General features: G+C 73.8%; 14 protein-coding genes. 6 read left to right on the forward strand and 8 right to left on the reverse strand.

Annotated features, from left to right (window positions below; genetic code table 11):
- Window positions 1-53: 53 nt before the first annotated feature.
- Window positions 54-1,319, reverse strand: coding sequence for an MFS transporter (locus ACFWTE_RS02305; protein ID WP_378777127.1), 1,266 nt, complete (start codon window positions 1,317-1,319; stop codon window positions 54-56).
- Between the two features lie 66 nt (window positions 1,320-1,385).
- On the opposite strand from ACFWTE_RS02305, the gene ACFWTE_RS02310 reads away from it, so the two are divergent.
- The gene (locus tag ACFWTE_RS02310) at window positions 1,386-1,982 is read left to right on the forward strand and encodes an ArsR/SmtB family transcription factor (protein ID WP_378777129.1); all 597 of its coding nucleotides are present in this window, start codon (window positions 1,386-1,388) and stop codon (window positions 1,980-1,982) included.
- Between the two features lie 31 nt (window positions 1,983-2,013).
- Here ACFWTE_RS02310 and ACFWTE_RS02315 read toward each other — a convergent pair whose 3' ends face one another.
- The 4 genes from ACFWTE_RS02315 to ACFWTE_RS02330 form a co-directional block, all read right to left on the reverse strand.
- Window positions 2,014-3,114 (reverse strand): hypothetical protein, encoded by a 1,101-nt coding sequence (locus ACFWTE_RS02315; protein ID WP_378777131.1) that lies wholly within the window; start codon window positions 3,112-3,114, stop codon window positions 2,014-2,016.
- Between the two features lie 40 nt (window positions 3,115-3,154).
- A complete protein-coding gene (locus ACFWTE_RS02320; RefSeq protein WP_378777133.1) occupies window positions 3,155-4,282 on the reverse strand; it encodes an SPFH domain-containing protein in 1,128 nt (375 codons plus the stop codon).
- Between the two features lie 126 nt (window positions 4,283-4,408).
- The gene (locus ACFWTE_RS02325; protein ID WP_378777135.1) at window positions 4,409-6,637 is read right to left on the reverse strand and encodes a DUF6351 family protein; all 2,229 of its coding nucleotides are present in this window, start codon (window positions 6,635-6,637) and stop codon (window positions 4,409-4,411) included.
- Between the two features lie 381 nt (window positions 6,638-7,018).
- Window positions 7,019-7,588: a pyridoxamine 5'-phosphate oxidase family protein gene (locus ACFWTE_RS02330; RefSeq protein ID WP_378777137.1), complete on the reverse strand. Its 570-nt coding sequence runs from the start codon at window positions 7,586-7,588 to the stop codon at window positions 7,019-7,021.
- Between the two features lie 351 nt (window positions 7,589-7,939).
- Between ACFWTE_RS02330 and ACFWTE_RS02335 the strand changes: the two genes are divergently transcribed.
- A complete protein-coding gene (locus tag ACFWTE_RS02335) occupies window positions 7,940-8,593 on the forward strand; it encodes a response regulator (RefSeq protein ID WP_378777139.1) in 654 nt (217 codons plus the stop codon).
- 27 nt (window positions 8,594-8,620) lie between these two features.
- Here ACFWTE_RS02335 and ACFWTE_RS02340 read toward each other — a convergent pair whose 3' ends face one another.
- The 3 genes from ACFWTE_RS02340 to ACFWTE_RS02350 all read right to left on the reverse strand — a co-directional run bounded on the left by ACFWTE_RS02340 (window position 8,621) and on the right by ACFWTE_RS02350 (window position 12,255).
- Window positions 8,621-10,393 (reverse strand): GAF domain-containing protein, encoded by a 1,773-nt coding sequence (locus ACFWTE_RS02340; RefSeq protein ID WP_378777141.1) that lies wholly within the window; start codon window positions 10,391-10,393, stop codon window positions 8,621-8,623.
- 129 nt (window positions 10,394-10,522) lie between these two features.
- Entirely contained in the window at window positions 10,523-11,302 is a 780-nt protein-coding gene (locus ACFWTE_RS02345) for an SDR family oxidoreductase (protein WP_378777143.1), read from the reverse strand.
- A 68-nt stretch (window positions 11,303-11,370) separates the two neighbouring features.
- Window positions 11,371-12,255: a LysR family transcriptional regulator gene (locus tag ACFWTE_RS02350; protein WP_378777250.1), complete on the reverse strand. Its 885-nt coding sequence runs from the start codon at window positions 12,253-12,255 to the stop codon at window positions 11,371-11,373.
- Between the two features lie 177 nt (window positions 12,256-12,432).
- Here ACFWTE_RS02350 and ACFWTE_RS02355 point away from each other — a divergent pair, with 177 nt between their 5' ends.
- The 4 genes from ACFWTE_RS02355 (at window position 12,433) to ACFWTE_RS02370 (ending at window position 16,454) form a co-directional block, all read left to right on the forward strand.
- Window positions 12,433-13,836 (forward strand): MFS transporter, encoded by a 1,404-nt coding sequence (locus ACFWTE_RS02355; protein ID WP_378777145.1) that lies wholly within the window; start codon window positions 12,433-12,435, stop codon window positions 13,834-13,836.
- A 55-nt stretch (window positions 13,837-13,891) separates the two neighbouring features.
- A complete protein-coding gene (locus ACFWTE_RS02360; protein ID WP_378777147.1) occupies window positions 13,892-14,842 on the forward strand; it encodes a ring-cleaving dioxygenase in 951 nt (316 codons plus the stop codon).
- On the forward strand, window positions 14,839-15,471 hold the full coding sequence (locus tag ACFWTE_RS02365) for an alpha/beta hydrolase (protein ID WP_378777149.1): 633 nt from the start codon (window positions 14,839-14,841) through the stop codon (window positions 15,469-15,471). The genes ACFWTE_RS02360 and ACFWTE_RS02365 overlap by 4 nt, the downstream gene beginning before the upstream one ends.
- 215 nt (window positions 15,472-15,686) lie before the next feature.
- Window positions 15,687-16,454: a TSUP family transporter gene (locus tag ACFWTE_RS02370; protein ID WP_378777151.1), complete on the forward strand. Its 768-nt coding sequence runs from the start codon at window positions 15,687-15,689 to the stop codon at window positions 16,452-16,454.
- The last annotated feature ends 262 nt before the right edge of the window (window positions 16,455-16,716 follow it).

Consider the following 16,716-nt stretch of genomic DNA (forward strand, 5'->3'; position numbering starts at 1 on the left):
CATTATCACCGCACACGCTTCGGGGCGCAGGTGGTTTTCCCGGCCGGGCGCGGTCAGCGCCCGGCCCCGCCCTCGGCGGAGTCCAGGACCGCGTCGCCCAGAGCGAACTGCCACAGGAACAGGGCCAGGGTCAGTACCGCCGTACCCGCGAACACGGCGGTCAGGCCGAAGAACTGCGCGACCAGCCCGCCCGCGACGGCGCCCAGCGGAATCGTCCCCCAGGCCAGCAGCCGGTAGGCGCTGTTGAGCCGCCCGAGCAGGTGGTCGGGGGTGATTCTTTGGCGCAGCGACACGGTGATCACGTTCCACACCGAGATCCCCACGCCGCCGACGAAGAAGCACGCACCCACCGCGAGCGGGTCGGCGGTCAGCGCCGGAACCCCCACGAAGGCGGTGAAGGCGAGCGCGCACGCCCGCAGGGACCACGCCCGGCCCAGGAACCGGCCGATCGGCTCGGCCGCCAGGGCGCCGAGCACGCTGCCCGCCGCGGTGGCGGTCAGCAGCAGCCCGTAGGCGGGTTCGGACAGGCCCATGGGGGACGCGGGGCCCACCGCGAACAGCACCAGGACGGTGAAGGCGGCGTTGGAGGCGAAGTTGCTCAGGCCCACCATGGCGGCGAGGGTGCGCAGGACCCGGTGCCTCCACAGGAACCGCAGCCCCTCGGCGATGTCGGTGCGCATGGTGGTGGGCGCGGCCCGTTCGATCCGGAAGCGTCCGCGTACCAGGAGCAGCGCTCCCACCGCGACCAGCCACAGTGCCGCCGGTGCCGCGAACGCCGCAGCCGCGCCGAGTGCCACCAGCAGGCCTCCCAGGGGCGGACCGGCGAACTGGTGGGCGGTCAGCTCGGCGGCGTACAGGCGCCCGTTGGCCCGTGAGAGCTGGTCGCGTCCGACCAGCTGGGGCAGGATCGACTGGGCCGAGGTGTCGTAGAGGGTCTCGGCGGTCCCGATGCACAGCGCCACCGCGCAGAGGAGCCAGATCGATCCCAGGTCCAGGGCCAGGGCCGCGGCCAGACCCGCCAGGAGCAGTCCCCGCGCGACGTTGGCGCCGACCATGAGGCGGCGGCGGTCGCACCGGTCGGCGAGGGCGCCGGCCGGGAGGGAGAAGAGCAGCCAGGGGACCGTCAGCGCGAACACCACGCCGGCGATCAGGGTGGGGGAGTCGGTGAAGCGCAACGCGACCAGGGGCAGCGCGATCTTCAGGACTCCGTCGGCGAGGTTGGAGAGCCCGGAGGAGGTCCACAGGGTCCAGAACCGGGGGCCGAGGCGGTTGGCGCCGGTGGTGGGCGGGCCGTCGGAACGGGGGGTCGTTTCCGTCATGGATCGAGTTTGGCAAATCGATTGGGATAATTCAATCGATTTGTCGGTCGTTGCTATGCTGGCGCCATGGGTGAGCGGGAGGGCGCGGACGGGCCGAACACGCGGGCACAGGGGGAGCCGCCCCCCGCGCGCAGGCGGCGCCCGGCCACGATCCAGGAGGTCAAGGCTCTCTCCCACCCGTTGCGGATCCGCATCCTGCGGCTGTGCCTGGTGCGGGAGCTCACCAACAAGGAGCTCGCCGACCGGCTCGACACCGCCCCCGGCACGGTGCTCTACCACGTCCGCCTGCTCGTCGAGGCCGGCCTGCTCCTGCCCGCGCCCGTGCGCACCGGCGCCGCCGGCGCGCTGGAGAAGCCCTACCGCGCCACCGGGGAGTCCTGGTGGCTGGACGGTCCGCTGGTCGGGGCCGAGGCCGGGGCGGCCGGCGCACCGGTGGAGGCCTTCCAGCGGGAACTGGACGAGGCCGGACCGGCGTCGGTCCGCTCCTACACGCGGTTCGTGCTGCACCTGTCCGACGAGGAGATCGCCGAGCTCGACCGCCGTATCGTCGCCGTCCTGGACGAGTACGTGCTCACCGACCACGAGCGCCGGGGCAGGCCTGTCTACGGCGGCGCCTTCCTGCTGCACGGCATCGCCGGCGAGGACCCCGCCGCAGGCGGGTGACCGGACCGGGCCCCGGGGACCCGGGCACGCCTCACCCGTACTGGAGGAAGAGGAACACCGCCAGGGCGATCAGCGCGATCGCCACCAGCACCGCCGCGGTGATCTTGACCGCCGAGTAGGGCCGCTCGCCCTGCACCTCCCCCGTGCAGCCGTTCACCACGACCTGCCAGCTCCGGCCGCCGTGCAGGTAGGCGCCCGCCCACACCGGCAGCAGCACCAGCTTGCCCGTGACCCGTGAATACGCCGTCGACACCGACGCCACCCGCTGCTCGTCACCGCCGATGTCACGGCGGCAGTCCTGCTCGATGGTGCCCGCCATGACCTGTTTGGCGTTCTCCAGCCCCTGCTCGGGCTCCACGTCGTAGCGCAGCGCCTCGTGCCCGGCCAGGTACTCGTGCGCGTAGGGGCGGGCACCCTCCAAAGGCCAGGGCCGGAGCTTTTCCACCCTCTCCGGGGCCAGCCTGGTGGTGCCGTTGACCAGCACGTCGTCGAAGAACCGCGACACCCGGCCACTGGCGGGGTACCAGCGCGTCCTGCGCACCTGCCGGGTCTGCGTGACGGTCTTGCCGTCCTGCTGGGTCGTGTACGTCTCGGTCACCCAGTAGTGCTCTCCCCGCTGCCCCCGGTACTGCGAGACCGTCTGCGCGTCGAACGTCCAGTGCGGCAGGTAGGTGCTCCTGAACCGCTCGGCCTCGTTGACCCGCTTGAGGCTGCCGGGCGCGAACCACCGGCTGCGCGCCCACGTGCCCAGCGCCTCGCGGGCTGCCGGGCGGTCAACGGCGAACGGCAGCACGGCCTCGGGGACGACCTGGGTGTCCTCGGAGGTGTCGGTGACCAGGGGCGCCGCGCAGAACTGGCAGGAGCCGGCCAGGTGGTCGCCCTGCACGTGCGCACCGCAGCCACGGCACACGAACCGGTACTCGGCCACCTGCGTGGCCGGCCGGAGCGTGAACAGGGACCTGACGTCGTGCTCGCGGATCTGGCGGGTGGCCGTCGGCACGCGCTCCTCGCTGCCGCAGTAGGGGCAGCGCATGCGGTCGGCCCCCGCGGCGAACTCCAGACGGGCCCCGCACGCCCCGCAGGGGAACTCGCGGGGCCCGGCAGGGGGAGGGGGAGGGGTGGGGGCGGTCATGGCGGCCTTCTGTGCTCGGGGAGGAGGGGGACGGTACCGCTCAGGCGGAGGGCATGGGCGGAGGCGTCGCGGGGAACAGCCCGGCCAGTTCCGGGACCTGCCGGGCCGGGGCCCACTGCGCCATCCCCGCCTTCCAGACCAGTGTGTCCGGGGTGAGGCGGCCCCCGCCGGCCTGCTGGGCGAGTCCGTCGCGGTCGAAGGGCCCCTGCTGCTGACCGTCGACCCCGACGAACCACTCGGCCCGGGCGGGCAGCGGCGGGGGACCCGCCGGAACCTGCGGGCCGCCCTGCTGAGCGGAGGGCTGCCGGGGGGTCGTGTTCTGCGCCATCTGCTGGGCGGCGGCCAACCCCATCCCCATACCCATGGCCTCGCCCATCCCGCTGCCCGGGGTCGTGGCGGCGTCGCCCACGGCGGTCGCGGTCTGGAACCTGGAGTACTGGTCCATGTCGCCGAGCACACCCATCTGGGTGCGCTTGTCCAGGGCCTTCTCCACCTCGGGCGGCAGGGTGATGCTCTCGACGTTGAAGTGGGGGACCTCCAGACCCACCGACGCCATGTCCCCGGTCAGCGCCCGCGCCATCCGCAGGCCCAGGTCGTGCTGGTGGATCGCCAGCTCCAGCACCGGCACGTCCCGTGCGGCCGTGGCCAGGGCGCTCCCCAGCCGGCTGGTGACCATCTGCCGCAGGTACCCCTGCACCTCCTCGGTGCGGAACCGCGGATCGGTGCCGACCAGTTCGGCGACGAAGCGGGGCGGGTCGACCACCCGCACCGAGTACCCGCCGAAGGCGCGCAGCCGCACCGGGCCGAACTCCGGGTCGCGCACCATCACGGGGTTCTGGGTACCCCACTTGAAGTCCGTGAACTGCCTTGAGCTGACGAAGTAGACCTCCGCCTTGAACGGCGAGTCGAACCCGTACTTCCAGCCCTTGAGGGTGGTCAGGATCGGGATGTTGCGCGTCTCCAGGGTGTAGGTCCCCGGTGCGAACACGTCGGCGATCCTGCCCTCGTTGACGAACACCGCGATCTGCGACTCGCGCACCACCAGCTGGGCGCCCATCTTGATCTCGTTGTCGTGGCGGGGGAACCGCCACACGATGGTGTCGCGTGTGTCGTCGGTCCACTCGATGATGTCGACGAGCTCGCCGCGGATGGCGTCGAACAGTCCCACGTGCTCCTCCTGCGTCCCTGGTTGTCACCGGTTGGACGCGGGCGCCGCCCGCGTAGTTCCAAGGTGTTCGCGGTTCTCGCCGTTGCACCGGACCCGGGTCCGGTGCCCGGACGGGCGCGGGGAACCTCAGAAGCGCAACCAGGTGCCCGCGAGCCCCTGCTGTCCGCGCCCGGGCACCGACCAGTCGCACACCCCGTCGGCGAACACCTGCCCGGCGCGTTCGGCCTGCCCGGGTGTCAGGTCCGCGGGGTGTGTCGCCGCGTCGAAGGGGACCCGGCGGCACGCGACCACGTCCAAAGCCAGGGGCGCGCCCGCCACCACACGGGGCGAGGTGTGCACGGGGTAGGCGTCGGCGCACACGTCCCCGTGCCCGGCCGTCAGGGGGAGCTGCTCGGTGACCACCCGGCGGACGGGTTCGCCCACCCAGCACGAGTCCGCGAGCCACGGCGGGCGCGCGGCGCGCACGTGGTCGATGGCGGGGCGGGCGGGGTCGGCGGCGCGCAGCTCCCGCACCCCGCTCGCCCAGGCGTCCAGTTCGGCCAGGGCGCGCCCGGCCACCGGGGCGGAGGAGGAGAACCCGCCCCGGCCGCGCTCCTCCACGAGCATCACGTGGTTGTCGGCGGTGCCGTTGGCGGCCAGCAGGCGCTCACGCAGGGAGAACGAGTGGAAGCGCATGTGGATGGTGCCTCCCGGGACGTCGTCCTCGTAGGCGCGGTGGTCCACGACGGGGATGTCGGCCAGACCGCCGCCCCCGTTGAGCAGGCGTCCGGTGCGGTAGGCGGCGACGGTGGCGCGGGGGTCGGCCTCGGTGCGCCCGTCCACCACCCTGCCGTCGGCGTCCAGTCCGCCCACGTGTTCGTTCAGGTGCAGGAACTGGTCGGCGTCGATCGTGCCGTCCAGGAGGGCTCCCAGCCCGTACTGGACGCCGGCGTTGTCCAGGGGGCGGCGGGGCAGACCGGTGGCGGGGTCGGTCCCGTAGACGTTGCCGGTGTGCGCGTACAGCTCGCAGCGGGCCCCGCCGGGGTTGTCCTCGGGGTGGTGGCGCAGGTGTGCGGGGACCCGGTCCGCGCACACGCCCCCGGGGTCGACGCGGTCGGCCTCCCCGGCGAGCTTGTCGATGGCGTCCCAGCGCGCGAACCCGGACACGGCGCGCTGCTGTTCCCGGCTCAGGGCGCCGGGATGCGCGTCGGCGTAGTCGCGCAGCAGCAGGGCGTCGGCGGCGGTGGGCACGACGGAGAAACCGACGTCGGGGAAGGACTGGGAGACCAGGACGCCGTCGAGCAGGCCGGGCTGGTTGTCGCCGATCTGGTGGGCCTGGTAGGCGCCACCGGACGCACCCCAACCCAGGGTCAGGTCGGGGGCGCCGTGGGTGAGGGCGAACCGCTGTGCGACGGCGGACGCGGTCTCGGCCGCCAGAAGGTCGTTGCAGTTGTGGCCGAACACGTTGAGGGAGGCCGAGGCCACCGCGTAGCCCCGGGAGAGCATGCCGTGGTCCAGGACCCCGGCGGTCCTGGCCCCCTGCACGTACCAGCCGCCCGCGCATCCGCCGCCGAAGGTGTACACCAGGCGGCGGTTCCAGCCCTCGGGGGGCCGCCACGGGTCGGGTTCGGCGGCGCCGGGAGTGTACAGCAGCGCCGTCTCGTAGATCGACCTGTTCACGGTGCCGGTCTCGACCCGCACGGTGTAGGGCACCCTGCGCCCTGTGGAGGTGGTGGTCTCGGCGGCGTCGCGGGGCACCCGGTCGGGGTCGGCCATGGGAGCCCAGGAGCCGTCGGCGGTGCGGTACATGTGGCGGACCACGGTCGCGGCGGAGCAGTCGGCGTCCAGGGGCGGGCCGAGGGTGCCGCCGCCGTGGAGGTCGAAGCGCTCGGTGTCGCACACGAAGGGTTCCTGCTGGGGGCCGGAGAACACCGGGCCGGTCAGGGGATGGCTGGTGACGGTGACCCGGGCCGTCTCGGATACGCCCCGGCCGTCCGCGCCGGCGCCGGGGGCGGAGGCGGTCAGGACGGTGTCGCCCTCGGGCAGCCCCGAGACCAGGCCCTCCAGTGCCGGGGTTCCGTCGGACAGGCGGACCGTGCGCAGGGCGGGGGTGGCGTCGGTGCCGCCCGCCGCCAGGCCGACGCGGTCGGCGGACACGGTCGCGGGCGGGACCACCCTGACCAGCACGGTGTCGCCCATGACGGTGTCGGGGCGGGAGGAGAGCACCTCCAGGGAGAGGGGCGCGTCGGCGTCGCGGGGGGCCTCGGGGCCGGCGGGGGAGGGCGCCGCCCCGGCGGAGAGCGCCCACAGTCCGGACAGCAGGGGCGTACCGGAGACGGTGAGCAGGGCGGCGGTGGCGGCGGCTCCCGCGCCCAAGAGCGCGCGGCCCCACGGTCTTGCCCTCACGGGCGCGGGGCCGGAGCGGGGCACGCCGCCGGGTGCTCCCCCCGGCCGGTGGCGTGCCGGTCATCCTGGTCCGGGACCTCGCCGGCCGCCGCTGCCGACCCGGGCGCTGCTGCGGGCCGTGTCCACGGTGCCGCCGGGCTCGTGCGGTGGTGGCGGCCGTTCGCACCGTGCGGGGCCCGAAGCCGGTGATGTGCTCCCATGGCGGGTTCGGTACCCGGAACCGGAAGAGGCCGAACACGCGGTACGGACAAGGCTGGGGGGACGTTCGCCGACGCCCGGGTGACCTGCCGGTGGCGGCACCGCGCGGGCGCGCTGCGGCCACCGGCGTGCGGTGGCGCGGACGCCGCCGGCTCAGGTCCGGTGGATCCGCCGTCCGGTGATCCGTCCGGGGATGAGCTTCAGGACCTGGTCGCGCTCGCCCGCGGCCCAGGGCAGGGGCAGGCGGCCCTGGGGGATGCGCGCCAGTTCGTCCGTGTCGCGGACCCATCTGCACCGCCCGCTCGCCAGGACGCTCCACCCCTCGCGGCGCTCCTCGTCGAAGAGGTCGACCTGGAAGGCGGCGTGGCCGCGCGCGTAGCGCATCACGGTGCCCGCCAGGGTGGACCGGAAGACCACGGTGTCGTCGAGCAGCGCATAGTTCACCGGCAGGACCGTGGGGGCGGCGTCCCCGTCGATGGTGAACGCCACCCGGCCGATGTCGCGGGTCCCCATCAGGTTGAAGCAGGTCTGCCGTTCCAGGACCGTGAAGTCGGCCTGGTCGTCCCCCTCGATGAGGTCGGCGCCCTCCATCAGCTCCTGGTCGTCCGCGAGCCGCTCCGTCCCCGCGTACTCGTCCGAGGTCCGCTGTGCGGGTGGCGCTGCCGCCTCCGCGACCGGTTCCCGGTTCCGGCCCGGTGCTCCGGCGCCGTGTGATCGTTCCATGACAGGCTCCCCGAAGTCGGTGCCCTCGCTCCGTTCCCCGCCATCCTCGCCGGTCCCGGCCCCGAGGACGTGGACCGCCGGCCCCCTGTCCGATGGTGGAGGTCCCTCTCTTTCCGCCTACCCGGAGGGCCACAGGGCTCAAACAGAAAGGGACGTTTGGCTCATATGGCATTAATCGTCGCTGTCTAGGCTGGGTGGGCGGGAGCCCGCCTCCCGGTCCCGCCCTCCCGGGGCCGGAGCACCCCCCGCCCACGGGTGCCCGACAATGGGCACGCGGCGGCGGGCGATCCCGACCCAGGGCGGACGAGCCGCCCCGGGTCCCCGCGTCCAGCGCTAGGAGGTGCCCACCTGATGGGCGGAGACAGAACGATCCGGGTGTTCCTGGTGGACGACCACGAGATCGTCCGGCGAGGTGTCGGATCACTCCTGGACGAGGAGGAGGGCATCGAGGTGGTCGGCGAGGCCGGAACCGCGGCCCAGGCCCTGGCGCGGGTCGGCGCGCTCGCCCCCGACGTGGTCGTGCTCGACGTACGCCTTCCCGACGGCGACGGCGTCACCGTCTGCCGGGAGATCCGCTCCCTGCTCCCAGACACCCGCATGCTCATGCTGACGTCCTACTCCGACGACGAGGCGCTCTACGGGGCGGTCATGGCCGGAGCGTCCGGGTACATCCTCAAACAGATCCACGGCACCGACCTGGTCGGAGCGGTTCGCACGGTCGCCGGCGGACGATCCCTGCTCGACCCCGAGTCCACCACCCGCATGCTCAGGCGCCTGCGCGAGGAGGCGGTGCGCAAGGACCCCCTCAGCGAACTCACCGAGCAGGAACGCCGCGTCCTGGAGCTCATCGGCGAGGGACTCACCAACCGGGAGATCGGAGCGCGGATGTACCTGGCGGAGAAGACCGTCAAGAACTACGTGTCCAGGGTCCTGGCCAAGCTCGGCATGGCCCGGCGCACCCAGGCCGCCGCCTACGCGGTGCGGATCTCCATGGAGCAGGGGTAGGCGCCCCACGCGGGGCCCGCCCCGGGCTCACCCGGCGGCGCCCCCGGCCCCCGCTGCGCGCCGCAGCGGAACCGACCACTCCACGCGCGCGCCCCCGCCCGGACCACGGGAGACCGACAGGCGCCCGCCCAGCTCCTCGGCGCGCGAGGCGGCGTTGCGCAACCCGCTGCGGGAGACCCCCCGCGCGATGCCCCGGCCGTCGTCGCTCACCCGCAACACCAGCTCCTCGCCCACGGACAGCTCCACGTCCACCGCCGTGGCCCGCGCGTGGCGGGCCGCGTTGGAGAGGAGCTCGCGCAGCACCGCGACCAGGTGCTCGCCGACCGCCTCGTCCACCGCGTTGTCGATCGGCCCCTGCGTGAGCAGGCGGGGCGCGAACCCCAGGGTCTCCGACGCGGCGTTGACCAGGTCCAGGACCCGCGAGCGCAGCCACGGGGCGTCCTCCCCCGAACTCTGGAGCGCGAAGATCGTGGAGCGGATCTGGCGGATGGTGTCGTCCAGGTCGTCGACCGCGTTCTGTACCCGCTGCGAGGAGGCGGTGTCGTCGATACGGCGCACGGTGCCCATCAGCGTGATGGCGGTGGCGTACAGGCGCTGGATGACCGTGTCGTGCAGGTCGCGCGCGATGCGGTCACGGTCCTCCAGCACGCTCAGGCGCTCGGAGTCCAGACGGGCCTCGGCCAGTTCCAGGGCCACCGCCGCCTGGTCGGCGAACGGGGACAGCATGCCCAACCAGCTGTCCTGGAACACCCCGCCCCCCGGTTTTCGGGCCAGGACGAGCACGCCCCGCGCGCCGTCGGGCGGGCCGAACGGCAGCACCAGCACCGGTCCCACCCCCTGGCGGGTCAGGAAACCGACCCCGCCCTCGCCGGAGGCCGACACGTCGGTCTGCACGGGTTCGCCGCTGCGGTAGACACGCCCCAGCAGGGTCTCGGGCGCGCACGTGAGCGTGGAGCCCCGCGCCCCGGCGCCCACCGCCCCGCCGTGCTCCTCGGGGCCGTCCCACACCCGTACGGTGAGGGTGTCGGGCTCCTCCCCGGGCATCGCGATGACCGCGAGGTCGGCGTGGGCCATCCCCCGGGCACGGCGCGCCACCAGGCGCAGCACCTCCTCGGGAGGGGCACCGGACAGCAGCCGCGTGGTGATCTGGCCCGAGGCGTCCAGCCACGTCTCCCGGCTCTGGGTCTGGGCGAAGAGCTGGGCGTTCTCGATCGCGGTCCCCGCGGCGGTGGCCAGGGCGCGCAGCAGGAGCTCGTCGTCCCCCGTGAACTCGGCGCCGTCGCGCTTGTCCGTCATGTACAGGTTGCCGAACACCTGGTCGCGGATGCTGATGGGGACGCCGAGGAAGGTGTGCATGGGCGGGTGCCCCGCCGGGAATCCGCGCGACTCGGGGTGGTCGCGCACGTCGCGCAGGCGCAGGGGGCGCGGCTCCTTGATGAGCAGCCCCAGGACGCCCTCGCCCTTGGGCCAGTGCGCGATGCCCGCGATCTCGTCCGGTTCCAGACCCACGGGGACGAAGCGGCTCATCTCACCGTCGGGACCGATCACGCCCAGGGCGCCGTACCGCGCGTCGACCAGGCTCGCGGCCGTCTCGGTGACGCGCACCAGCAGGGGGTCGAGTTCGAGCCCCTCACCGATGGACACGACCGCCTCCAGGAGCGTGTGGATGCGCTCCTGGCTCGCTGAGATCTCGCTCAATCGCGACCTGACCTCGTCCAACAGGTCGTCGAGCCGGACCTGGGGCAGGGACAACCGGTCCTGACCGTGGGGTGCGGTGCGGCCGCCGTCCGTCTGGCTCATGGAGGCTCTTTCCCAGCAGCTGTCGAAGGACTCGACCCCGAGTCTAGGGGTAGGTCCCGGTCGGCCGCCGTCGGCTTCCCCCGCCGGCCGGGCCGGGCGGAGCCGCCCCTCTCCCGCACCGGCAAGGGGTCAGGCGGAGATACCGCCGTCGCTGTGGAGGAGCTGGCCGTTGACCCACGACCCCCGGGGCGAGCACAGGAAGTCCACCAGGTCGGCGGTGTCCTCGGGGGTGCCCACCCGCCCCAGCGGGGTGTGGCCCGCGCACTCGGCCCGGGTCCCTGCCGACATCCATCCGGTGTCCACCGGGCCCGGGTTGACCACGTTCGCGGTCACGCCCAGGTGGGCGAGTTCGCGGGCGCCGGCCAGGACGATCCGGTCCAGGGCGCCCTTGCTCGCCCCGTAGGGCAGGTTGCCGACCGTGTGGTCGCTGGTCAGGGCGATGATCCGCCCCCTCCCGTGCACGCCGCAGAACCGGAGGCCGAACTCGCGGACCAGCTGCCAGGTGGCGCGGGCGTTGACCGCGAAGTGGCGGTCGAAGGAGTCCACGGTGGTGTCCAGCAGGCCGGAGTCGACCGACTCGCAGTGGCACATCACCAGCGCGGTGACGGGCCCGAGCCGCTCCTCGACCTCGTCGAGGATCCGGGCGGGGGAGGCGGGGTCGGCCAGGTCGGCCTCCACGGCGTGGGCGGCCGCGCCGCGCTCGGCCAGGGCCGCCAGAGTGGCCTCGGCGGCGCCGGGCTCGGCGCCCCAGTCCATGCGCGCGTCGTAGGGGGTCCAGTGGGTGAAGGCCACGTCCCAGCCCGAGGACGCCAGCCGGCGAGCGATCGCGGAGCCGATACCGACGGTGCGGCCCGCACCGGTGACCAGGGCGAGGGGGCGCGTGGGGGAGGAGGGCGCTGAGAACGGCATGGGGCCATCGTGGTGCAACGCGCCCGGCGGGGCAAAGGAATCGCGCGGCCCGCCGGGCCCCGGGTGCCTCAGCCCGTCAGGCCGGGGATGATGCGCGGCCCCACCCGCCGCACGTAGTCGCGGAACAGGGCCACCGCCGGGGGCTCGTATCCGCCGCCAGACCCCTCCCGCGGCCAGACCAGCCCGATCGGGCGGTCCGCGCCCTCCCCCCGGATCGCGACCTCCACCGTCCCGGCCAGCGGACCGCGCGGGCGCGCCGGAAGCACCGACACCCCCAGCCCCGCCGCCACCAGGCCGCGTGCGGTCGAGATGTCGTCGGCCTCGAACGCGACCCGGGGCGTGAACCCCGCCCGGTCGCTCAGACGGTCGGTGAGGTGGCGCACGCCCCGGCCGGGCTTGAGCAGGACGAACTCCTCCTCGGCCGCGGCCACCGCGGCGACCCCGCCCGGGGAGTCGGCCAGGGGGTGGCCCTCCGGCACCACCAGCCGCAACGACTGCGTGTGCAGCACCGCGGCCGCCAACCCGGGCCCCGAGGGCAGCGGAGAGGTCAGGGCCAGGTCCGCGCCGCCCGAGGACACCCGGCGCAGCGACTCCGCCCACGGCTCCTGGGTCAGGGAGAAACGCACGCCCGGGTGCTCGGCACGGAACCCGCGCAGCAGCACCGGCACCACCTCCACCCCCAGCGTGGGCAGGAACGTCAACGCCACCCGCCCCTCCTCGGCGCCGGTCAGCTCCGCCATCCCCCGGCGAAGGTCCTCCAGCGCCCGCTCCACGTGCGGGAGCAGGAGCCTGCCTGCGCGGGTCAGCCGAACCCCGCGCCCGGTGCGCTCCACCAGGGCGATCCCCAGCTCCTCCTGGGCCCGCGCCAGGGCCCGGCTCAGCGTCGGCTGGGGGATCCCCAGCGACTCCGCGGCCTGGGTGACGTGTTCGGTCCCCGCGACCGCCGCCACCATCCGCAACCTGGGCGCCAGCACCCTGGCGAGCGCGTCCGCGTCCGGCCCGGGGGCACGGCGCCCGCCCGCGTCCCGGTCCGCCTGCTCCGACCCCTCCACACGTTCCATGCGTTCAAGTATGGAACAGAAGCAATCCATGCATTGGACGTATGAAACCGTGGTTCCTAGCGTGGACCCATGACCGTGACCACGTCCCCGCCCGACCGCGACGCCCGCCCCCGCGCGGGCACCGCCGCCTACCGGCGCACGGTCATCGCCATGGTCGCCGTCGCCGTGGCCACCTTCGCCCAGCTGTGGTCGGTCCAGCCGGTCCTGCCCGCGATCGCCGAGGGTTTCGGGTCCTCCGCCTCCCAGGCCGCGCTCGCGGTCTCCGTGGCCACCGGCGGACTGGCCGGGTTCACCCTGGTGTGGAGCGGTGCCGCCGACCGGTTCGGCCGGGCCCGCGTCATCGCCGTGTCCCTGGCGCTCACCACCCTCCTGGGGTGCGTGACGCCCCTGGCCGGGGAGCTCTGGATCCTGCTCGCCCTGCGCGTCCTGCAGGGCGCGGCCCTGGGCGGGGTGCCCGCCGCCGCCGTCGCCTACCTGTCCGAGGAGGTGCACCCCGCCGACGCCCCGCGTGCCACCGGCCTCTACATCGCGGGCAACCCCCTGGGAGGGATGGGCGGGCGCCTGCTCGCCGGGTTCGCCGCCGACCTGGGCGGCTGGCAGTGGGGGATCGCCGCCAGCACCCTGCTCGGGCTGGTGTGCCTGCTCGTCTTCGTCCTGGTCCTGCCGCGCCCGTGGCGGCGCGCCGCCGGCGCTCCCACCGCAGCGGTGACGGGGGAGCACGGCGCGCGCCGGAGGCAGGGGCCCGCCGGCACCGTCCCGGGGATGGGGCGGCGCCTGGCCGCCGCGCTCACCACGCGCGGCCTGCCCGCCCTCTACGCGCAGGCGCTCCTGCTGATGGGCGCGTTCATGACCGTGTACAACCTGCTCGGCTTCCGCCTCATGGGCGAGCCCTTCGGGCTCTCCCAGTCCGCCGCCTCCCTGCTCTTCCTCTCCTACACCGCCGGGATGGTCGGCTCGGCGCTCGCCGGGAACGCCTCCGTCCGCTGGGGCGGCTACCCCGTACTGGCCGTCTCCACGGTGCTGATGGCCGTCGGCCTGGGCGGGCTGCTCAGCACCGCGCTGGTCGGGCTCATGGCCGCCCTCCTGGTACTGACCTTCGCCTTCTTCTGCGCCCACGCCACCGCCTCGGCCTGGGTGGGCACCCGTGCGGTCACGGGTCGCGCCCAGGCGATGGCCCTGTACACGCTCGCCTACTACCTCGGCTCCAGCCTGTTCGGGTGGTGCGGCGGCCTGGTCTACGACGCCGTGGGCTGGGGCGGCGCCCTGGCCTTCGCGGCGGGCCTGTGCGCGGCGGCGGCCCTGGTGGGACTGCGGCTGCGCCGCCTCCCCCCCCGCCGGCCTGAGGCCGGCCCGGGCGGCCCGCCCCGGCCGGGGTTCCTGATCGCTGCGTCGCGCGTCCGCGACGTGTCCCTGCGCGCCGTGTGCCCCGCGACGGGGGAGTGTGGGGAGGACACATCGGCCGGTTTAGTTTAAAATTCAACTACCTTGGTCCCAGGACACACCGGCGACTTCGACGGAAGGTGACGACATGGACGTGCGCCCCGCGGGAATCCACCACGTGACCGCGATCGCCAGCGATCCGCAGGCCAACGCGGACTTCTACCTCAACGCGCTGGGTATGCGGCTGGTCAAGCGCACGGTCAATTTCGACGCGCCCGAGACCTACCACCTCTACTACGGCGACCGCGCGGGCAACCCCGGCACGATCATGACCTTCTTCCCCTGGCCCGACGCCCCCCAGGGGAAGATCGGCGCGGGGCAGGCCACCACCACGACCTTCTCCGTGCCCGAGGGCTCCCTCGGCTGGTGGGCGGAGCACCTGGCCTCACTGGACGTACACACCACCCGCCCGGCCGAGAGGGGCGAGGAGGACGTGCTCACGCTGCGCGACCCCGACGGCCTGGTCATCGAACTCGCCGCCAGTGCCGACGCCCACGACACCGACCCCTGGGACGGGGGAGCGGTACCGGCCGCACACGCCATCCGGGGTATCCGCGCCGTCACCCTGACCGAGCAGGACGTCGAGGGCACCGTGGAGATGCTGAGCGGGCAGCTCGGCTTCCGGCTGGTGGACGAGGACGGCGACCGGCTCCGCTTCCGCACCAACGCCGGCGCAGACGGGGTGGGCACCATCGTCGACGTCCTGGCCGACCCCCGGGCCCCGCGCGGCGTGGTCGCGGCGGGCACCGTCCACCACGTCGCCTACCGCGCTCCCGACGGGCCCGTCCAGGAGGCCTGGCGCCAGACCCTGGAGAACGCCGGGGTGGGCGTCACCGAGATCCGCGACCGCTGCTACTTCACGTCCATCTACTTCCGGGAGCCCGGCGGGGTCCTGCTGGAGATCGCCACCGACGGCCCCGGCTTCGACTACGACGAGCCCCTGCTGGAACTGGGCCGGGCGCTCAGGCTCCCGCCGTGGCTGGAGCCCAGCCGCGAGGACATCGCCCGCCACCTGCCCGCGCTGGAGGTTCCCCGGTGACAGCCACCCAGGACTTCGTTCACGTCTTCGAGCCCGCCTCCGTGCCGGGAGCGCCCACACTCCTGCTGCTCCACGGCACCGGCGCCGACGAGCGGGACCTGCTGCCGCTGGGCCGCGCCCTGTCCCCCGGGGCGGCCCTGCTCTCACCGCGCGGCCGGGTGAGTGAGAACGGCATGAACCGCTGGTTCCGCCGCCTGCGCGAGGGCGTCTTCGACGTCGACGACGTGGTCCGGCGCAGCGCCGAACTGGCGGAGTTCGTCACCGCCGCCGCCCGGGAGTACGACCTGGACCCCGAGCGGATCGTGGTCAGCGGATTCTCCAACGGGGCCAACACCGGTGCCGCCCTGCTGCTGCTCCACCCGCGCCTGCTCGCCGGGGCGGCCCTGTTCGCGGGCGGAGCACCCCTGCAGGGGCGCGAGCCCGACGCGGTGGACCTGTCGGGGGTCAGGGTGTTCCTGGGGGCGGGGGTCGCCGACCCCATCACCACCATCGACCAGGCGCGGCTGCTGGCCGCCCAGCTCGGCGCCAGGGGAGCGGACGTGGAGGCGCGCGAGCACCCGGGGGGACACCAGTTGGCCCCCGACGTGCTGGCCGAGGCCCGCGACTGGTTCGACCGGTCCCGGTTCTGACCGGGTTCCACAGACTGCGGCGGCGCCCCCTGATCCCGGGCGCCGCCGCTTCCCCCTTCTGCGAATCTACGTAGTAAAGGCGCAGTTCTCGTAAGGGGTTCACGGTACCCGGCTGCCTGAGAAGCGCCGATACGGGCTGGATAAACTCGCCACGTTCCCGCCCGATCCACCGAAATGAACCCATGATCATCTCTCTCCTCGAACGCGTGCGGTAGATGGACCCTGAGATCCTCGCCCTGGTCATGGCCGTCGCCGTCGGCGCGGGCTGGGTGGACGCCGTCGTCGGAGGCGGCGGGCTCCTGCTGCTGCCCGCCCTCCTGGTGGCCGCCCCCACCACACCCCTGGCCACCCTGCTGGGCACCAACAAGCTCGGCGCCGTCTTCGGCACCACCTCAGCGGCCATCGCCTACGCCCGCAAGGTGCGTGTGGACCGCCGCGTCGTCCTGCCCACCGCCGCGCTCGCCCTGGTCGGATCCGGCATCGGCGCCGCCATGGCCACCGCGCTCACGGCCGACGTCCTCAAGCCCGTCATCATGGTCGTCCTGGCCGGAGTCGCCCTGCTCGTCTACTTCCGCCCCGCCATGGGGGCGGTACCCGACCCGCGCCTGCGCACCCGCAACCGGCTACTGGCCGTCACCGCCCTGGCCGGGCTCGGCGTCAGCCTCTACGACGGCCTCATCGGCCCCGGCACCGGCGTCTTCCTCATCATCGCCTTCACCGCCGTCATCGGGATGGACTTCGTCGCCGCCTCCGCCTCGGCCAAGATCGTCAACGTGTGCACCAACCTCGGCGCGCTCACCGTGTTCGCCCTCGGCGGCCACGTCGACTGGACCCTGGGGCTGATCCTGGCCGTATGCACCATCACCGGCGCCCAGATCGGCGCACGTATGGCGCTGCGACGCGGTTCCGGGTTCGTCCGCGCGGTCCTGCTCGTCGTCGTCCTGGCCCTGCTCCTGCGCATGGGCTGGGACCTGCTCACCTAGGGAGTGTTTTTTGGAGGTTTTCGGGTCGGCGAGCGGCCGTCCAGGCGATCTCTCGCAAGACGATGTGCGAAGTTCAGCCTGGTTGTGCTTCACGAGCGCAGAGGCGCGGCGAGAGGAAGCCTGGTGGACGCGAGCCCGGAAGGATCCAAAAAAACACGACCTAGCCCGAGGCGGCGGCGTACAGGATCGCGGACTCCTCGTCGGGGCCCAGGTCCCCGGTCGGCCGCGCCCCGCCGCGAACGGCCGCGCCCCGCCGCGAACG

Source organism: Nocardiopsis sp. NPDC058631, from assembly GCF_042716955.1.
Classification (GTDB): domain Bacteria; phylum Actinomycetota; class Actinomycetes; order Streptosporangiales; family Streptosporangiaceae; genus Nocardiopsis.

Bases quoted from the DNA above. Each gene is read 5' to 3' on its own strand.
- ACFWTE_RS02305 (WP_378777127.1), bottom strand. From the start codon at position 1,319: ATGACGGAAACGACCCCCCGTTCCGACGGCCCGCCCACCACCGGCGCC.
- ACFWTE_RS02310 (WP_378777129.1), top strand. From the start codon at position 1,386: ATGGGTGAGCGGGAGGGCGCGGACGGGCCGAACACGCGGGCACAGGGG.
- ACFWTE_RS02315 (WP_378777131.1), bottom strand. From the start codon at position 3,114: ATGACCGCCCCCACCCCTCCCCCTCCCCCTGCCGGGCCCCGCGAGTTC.
- ACFWTE_RS02330 (WP_378777137.1), bottom strand. From the start codon at position 7,588: ATGGAACGATCACACGGCGCCGGAGCACCGGGCCGGAACCGGGAACCG.
- ACFWTE_RS02335 (WP_378777139.1), top strand. From the start codon at position 7,940: ATGGGCGGAGACAGAACGATCCGGGTGTTCCTGGTGGACGACCACGAG.
- ACFWTE_RS02340 (WP_378777141.1), bottom strand. From the start codon at position 10,393: ATGAGCCAGACGGACGGCGGCCGCACCGCACCCCACGGTCAGGACCGG.
- ACFWTE_RS02345 (WP_378777143.1), bottom strand. From the start codon at position 11,302: ATGCCGTTCTCAGCGCCCTCCTCCCCCACGCGCCCCCTCGCCCTGGTC.
- ACFWTE_RS02350 (WP_378777250.1), bottom strand. From the start codon at position 12,255: ATGGTGGCGGCGGTCGCGGGGACCGAACACGTCACCCAGGCCGCGGAG.
- ACFWTE_RS02355 (WP_378777145.1), top strand. From the start codon at position 12,433: ATGACCGTGACCACGTCCCCGCCCGACCGCGACGCCCGCCCCCGCGCG.
- ACFWTE_RS02360 (WP_378777147.1), top strand. From the start codon at position 13,892: ATGGACGTGCGCCCCGCGGGAATCCACCACGTGACCGCGATCGCCAGC.
- ACFWTE_RS02370 (WP_378777151.1), top strand. From the start codon at position 15,687: ATGGACCCTGAGATCCTCGCCCTGGTCATGGCCGTCGCCGTCGGCGCG.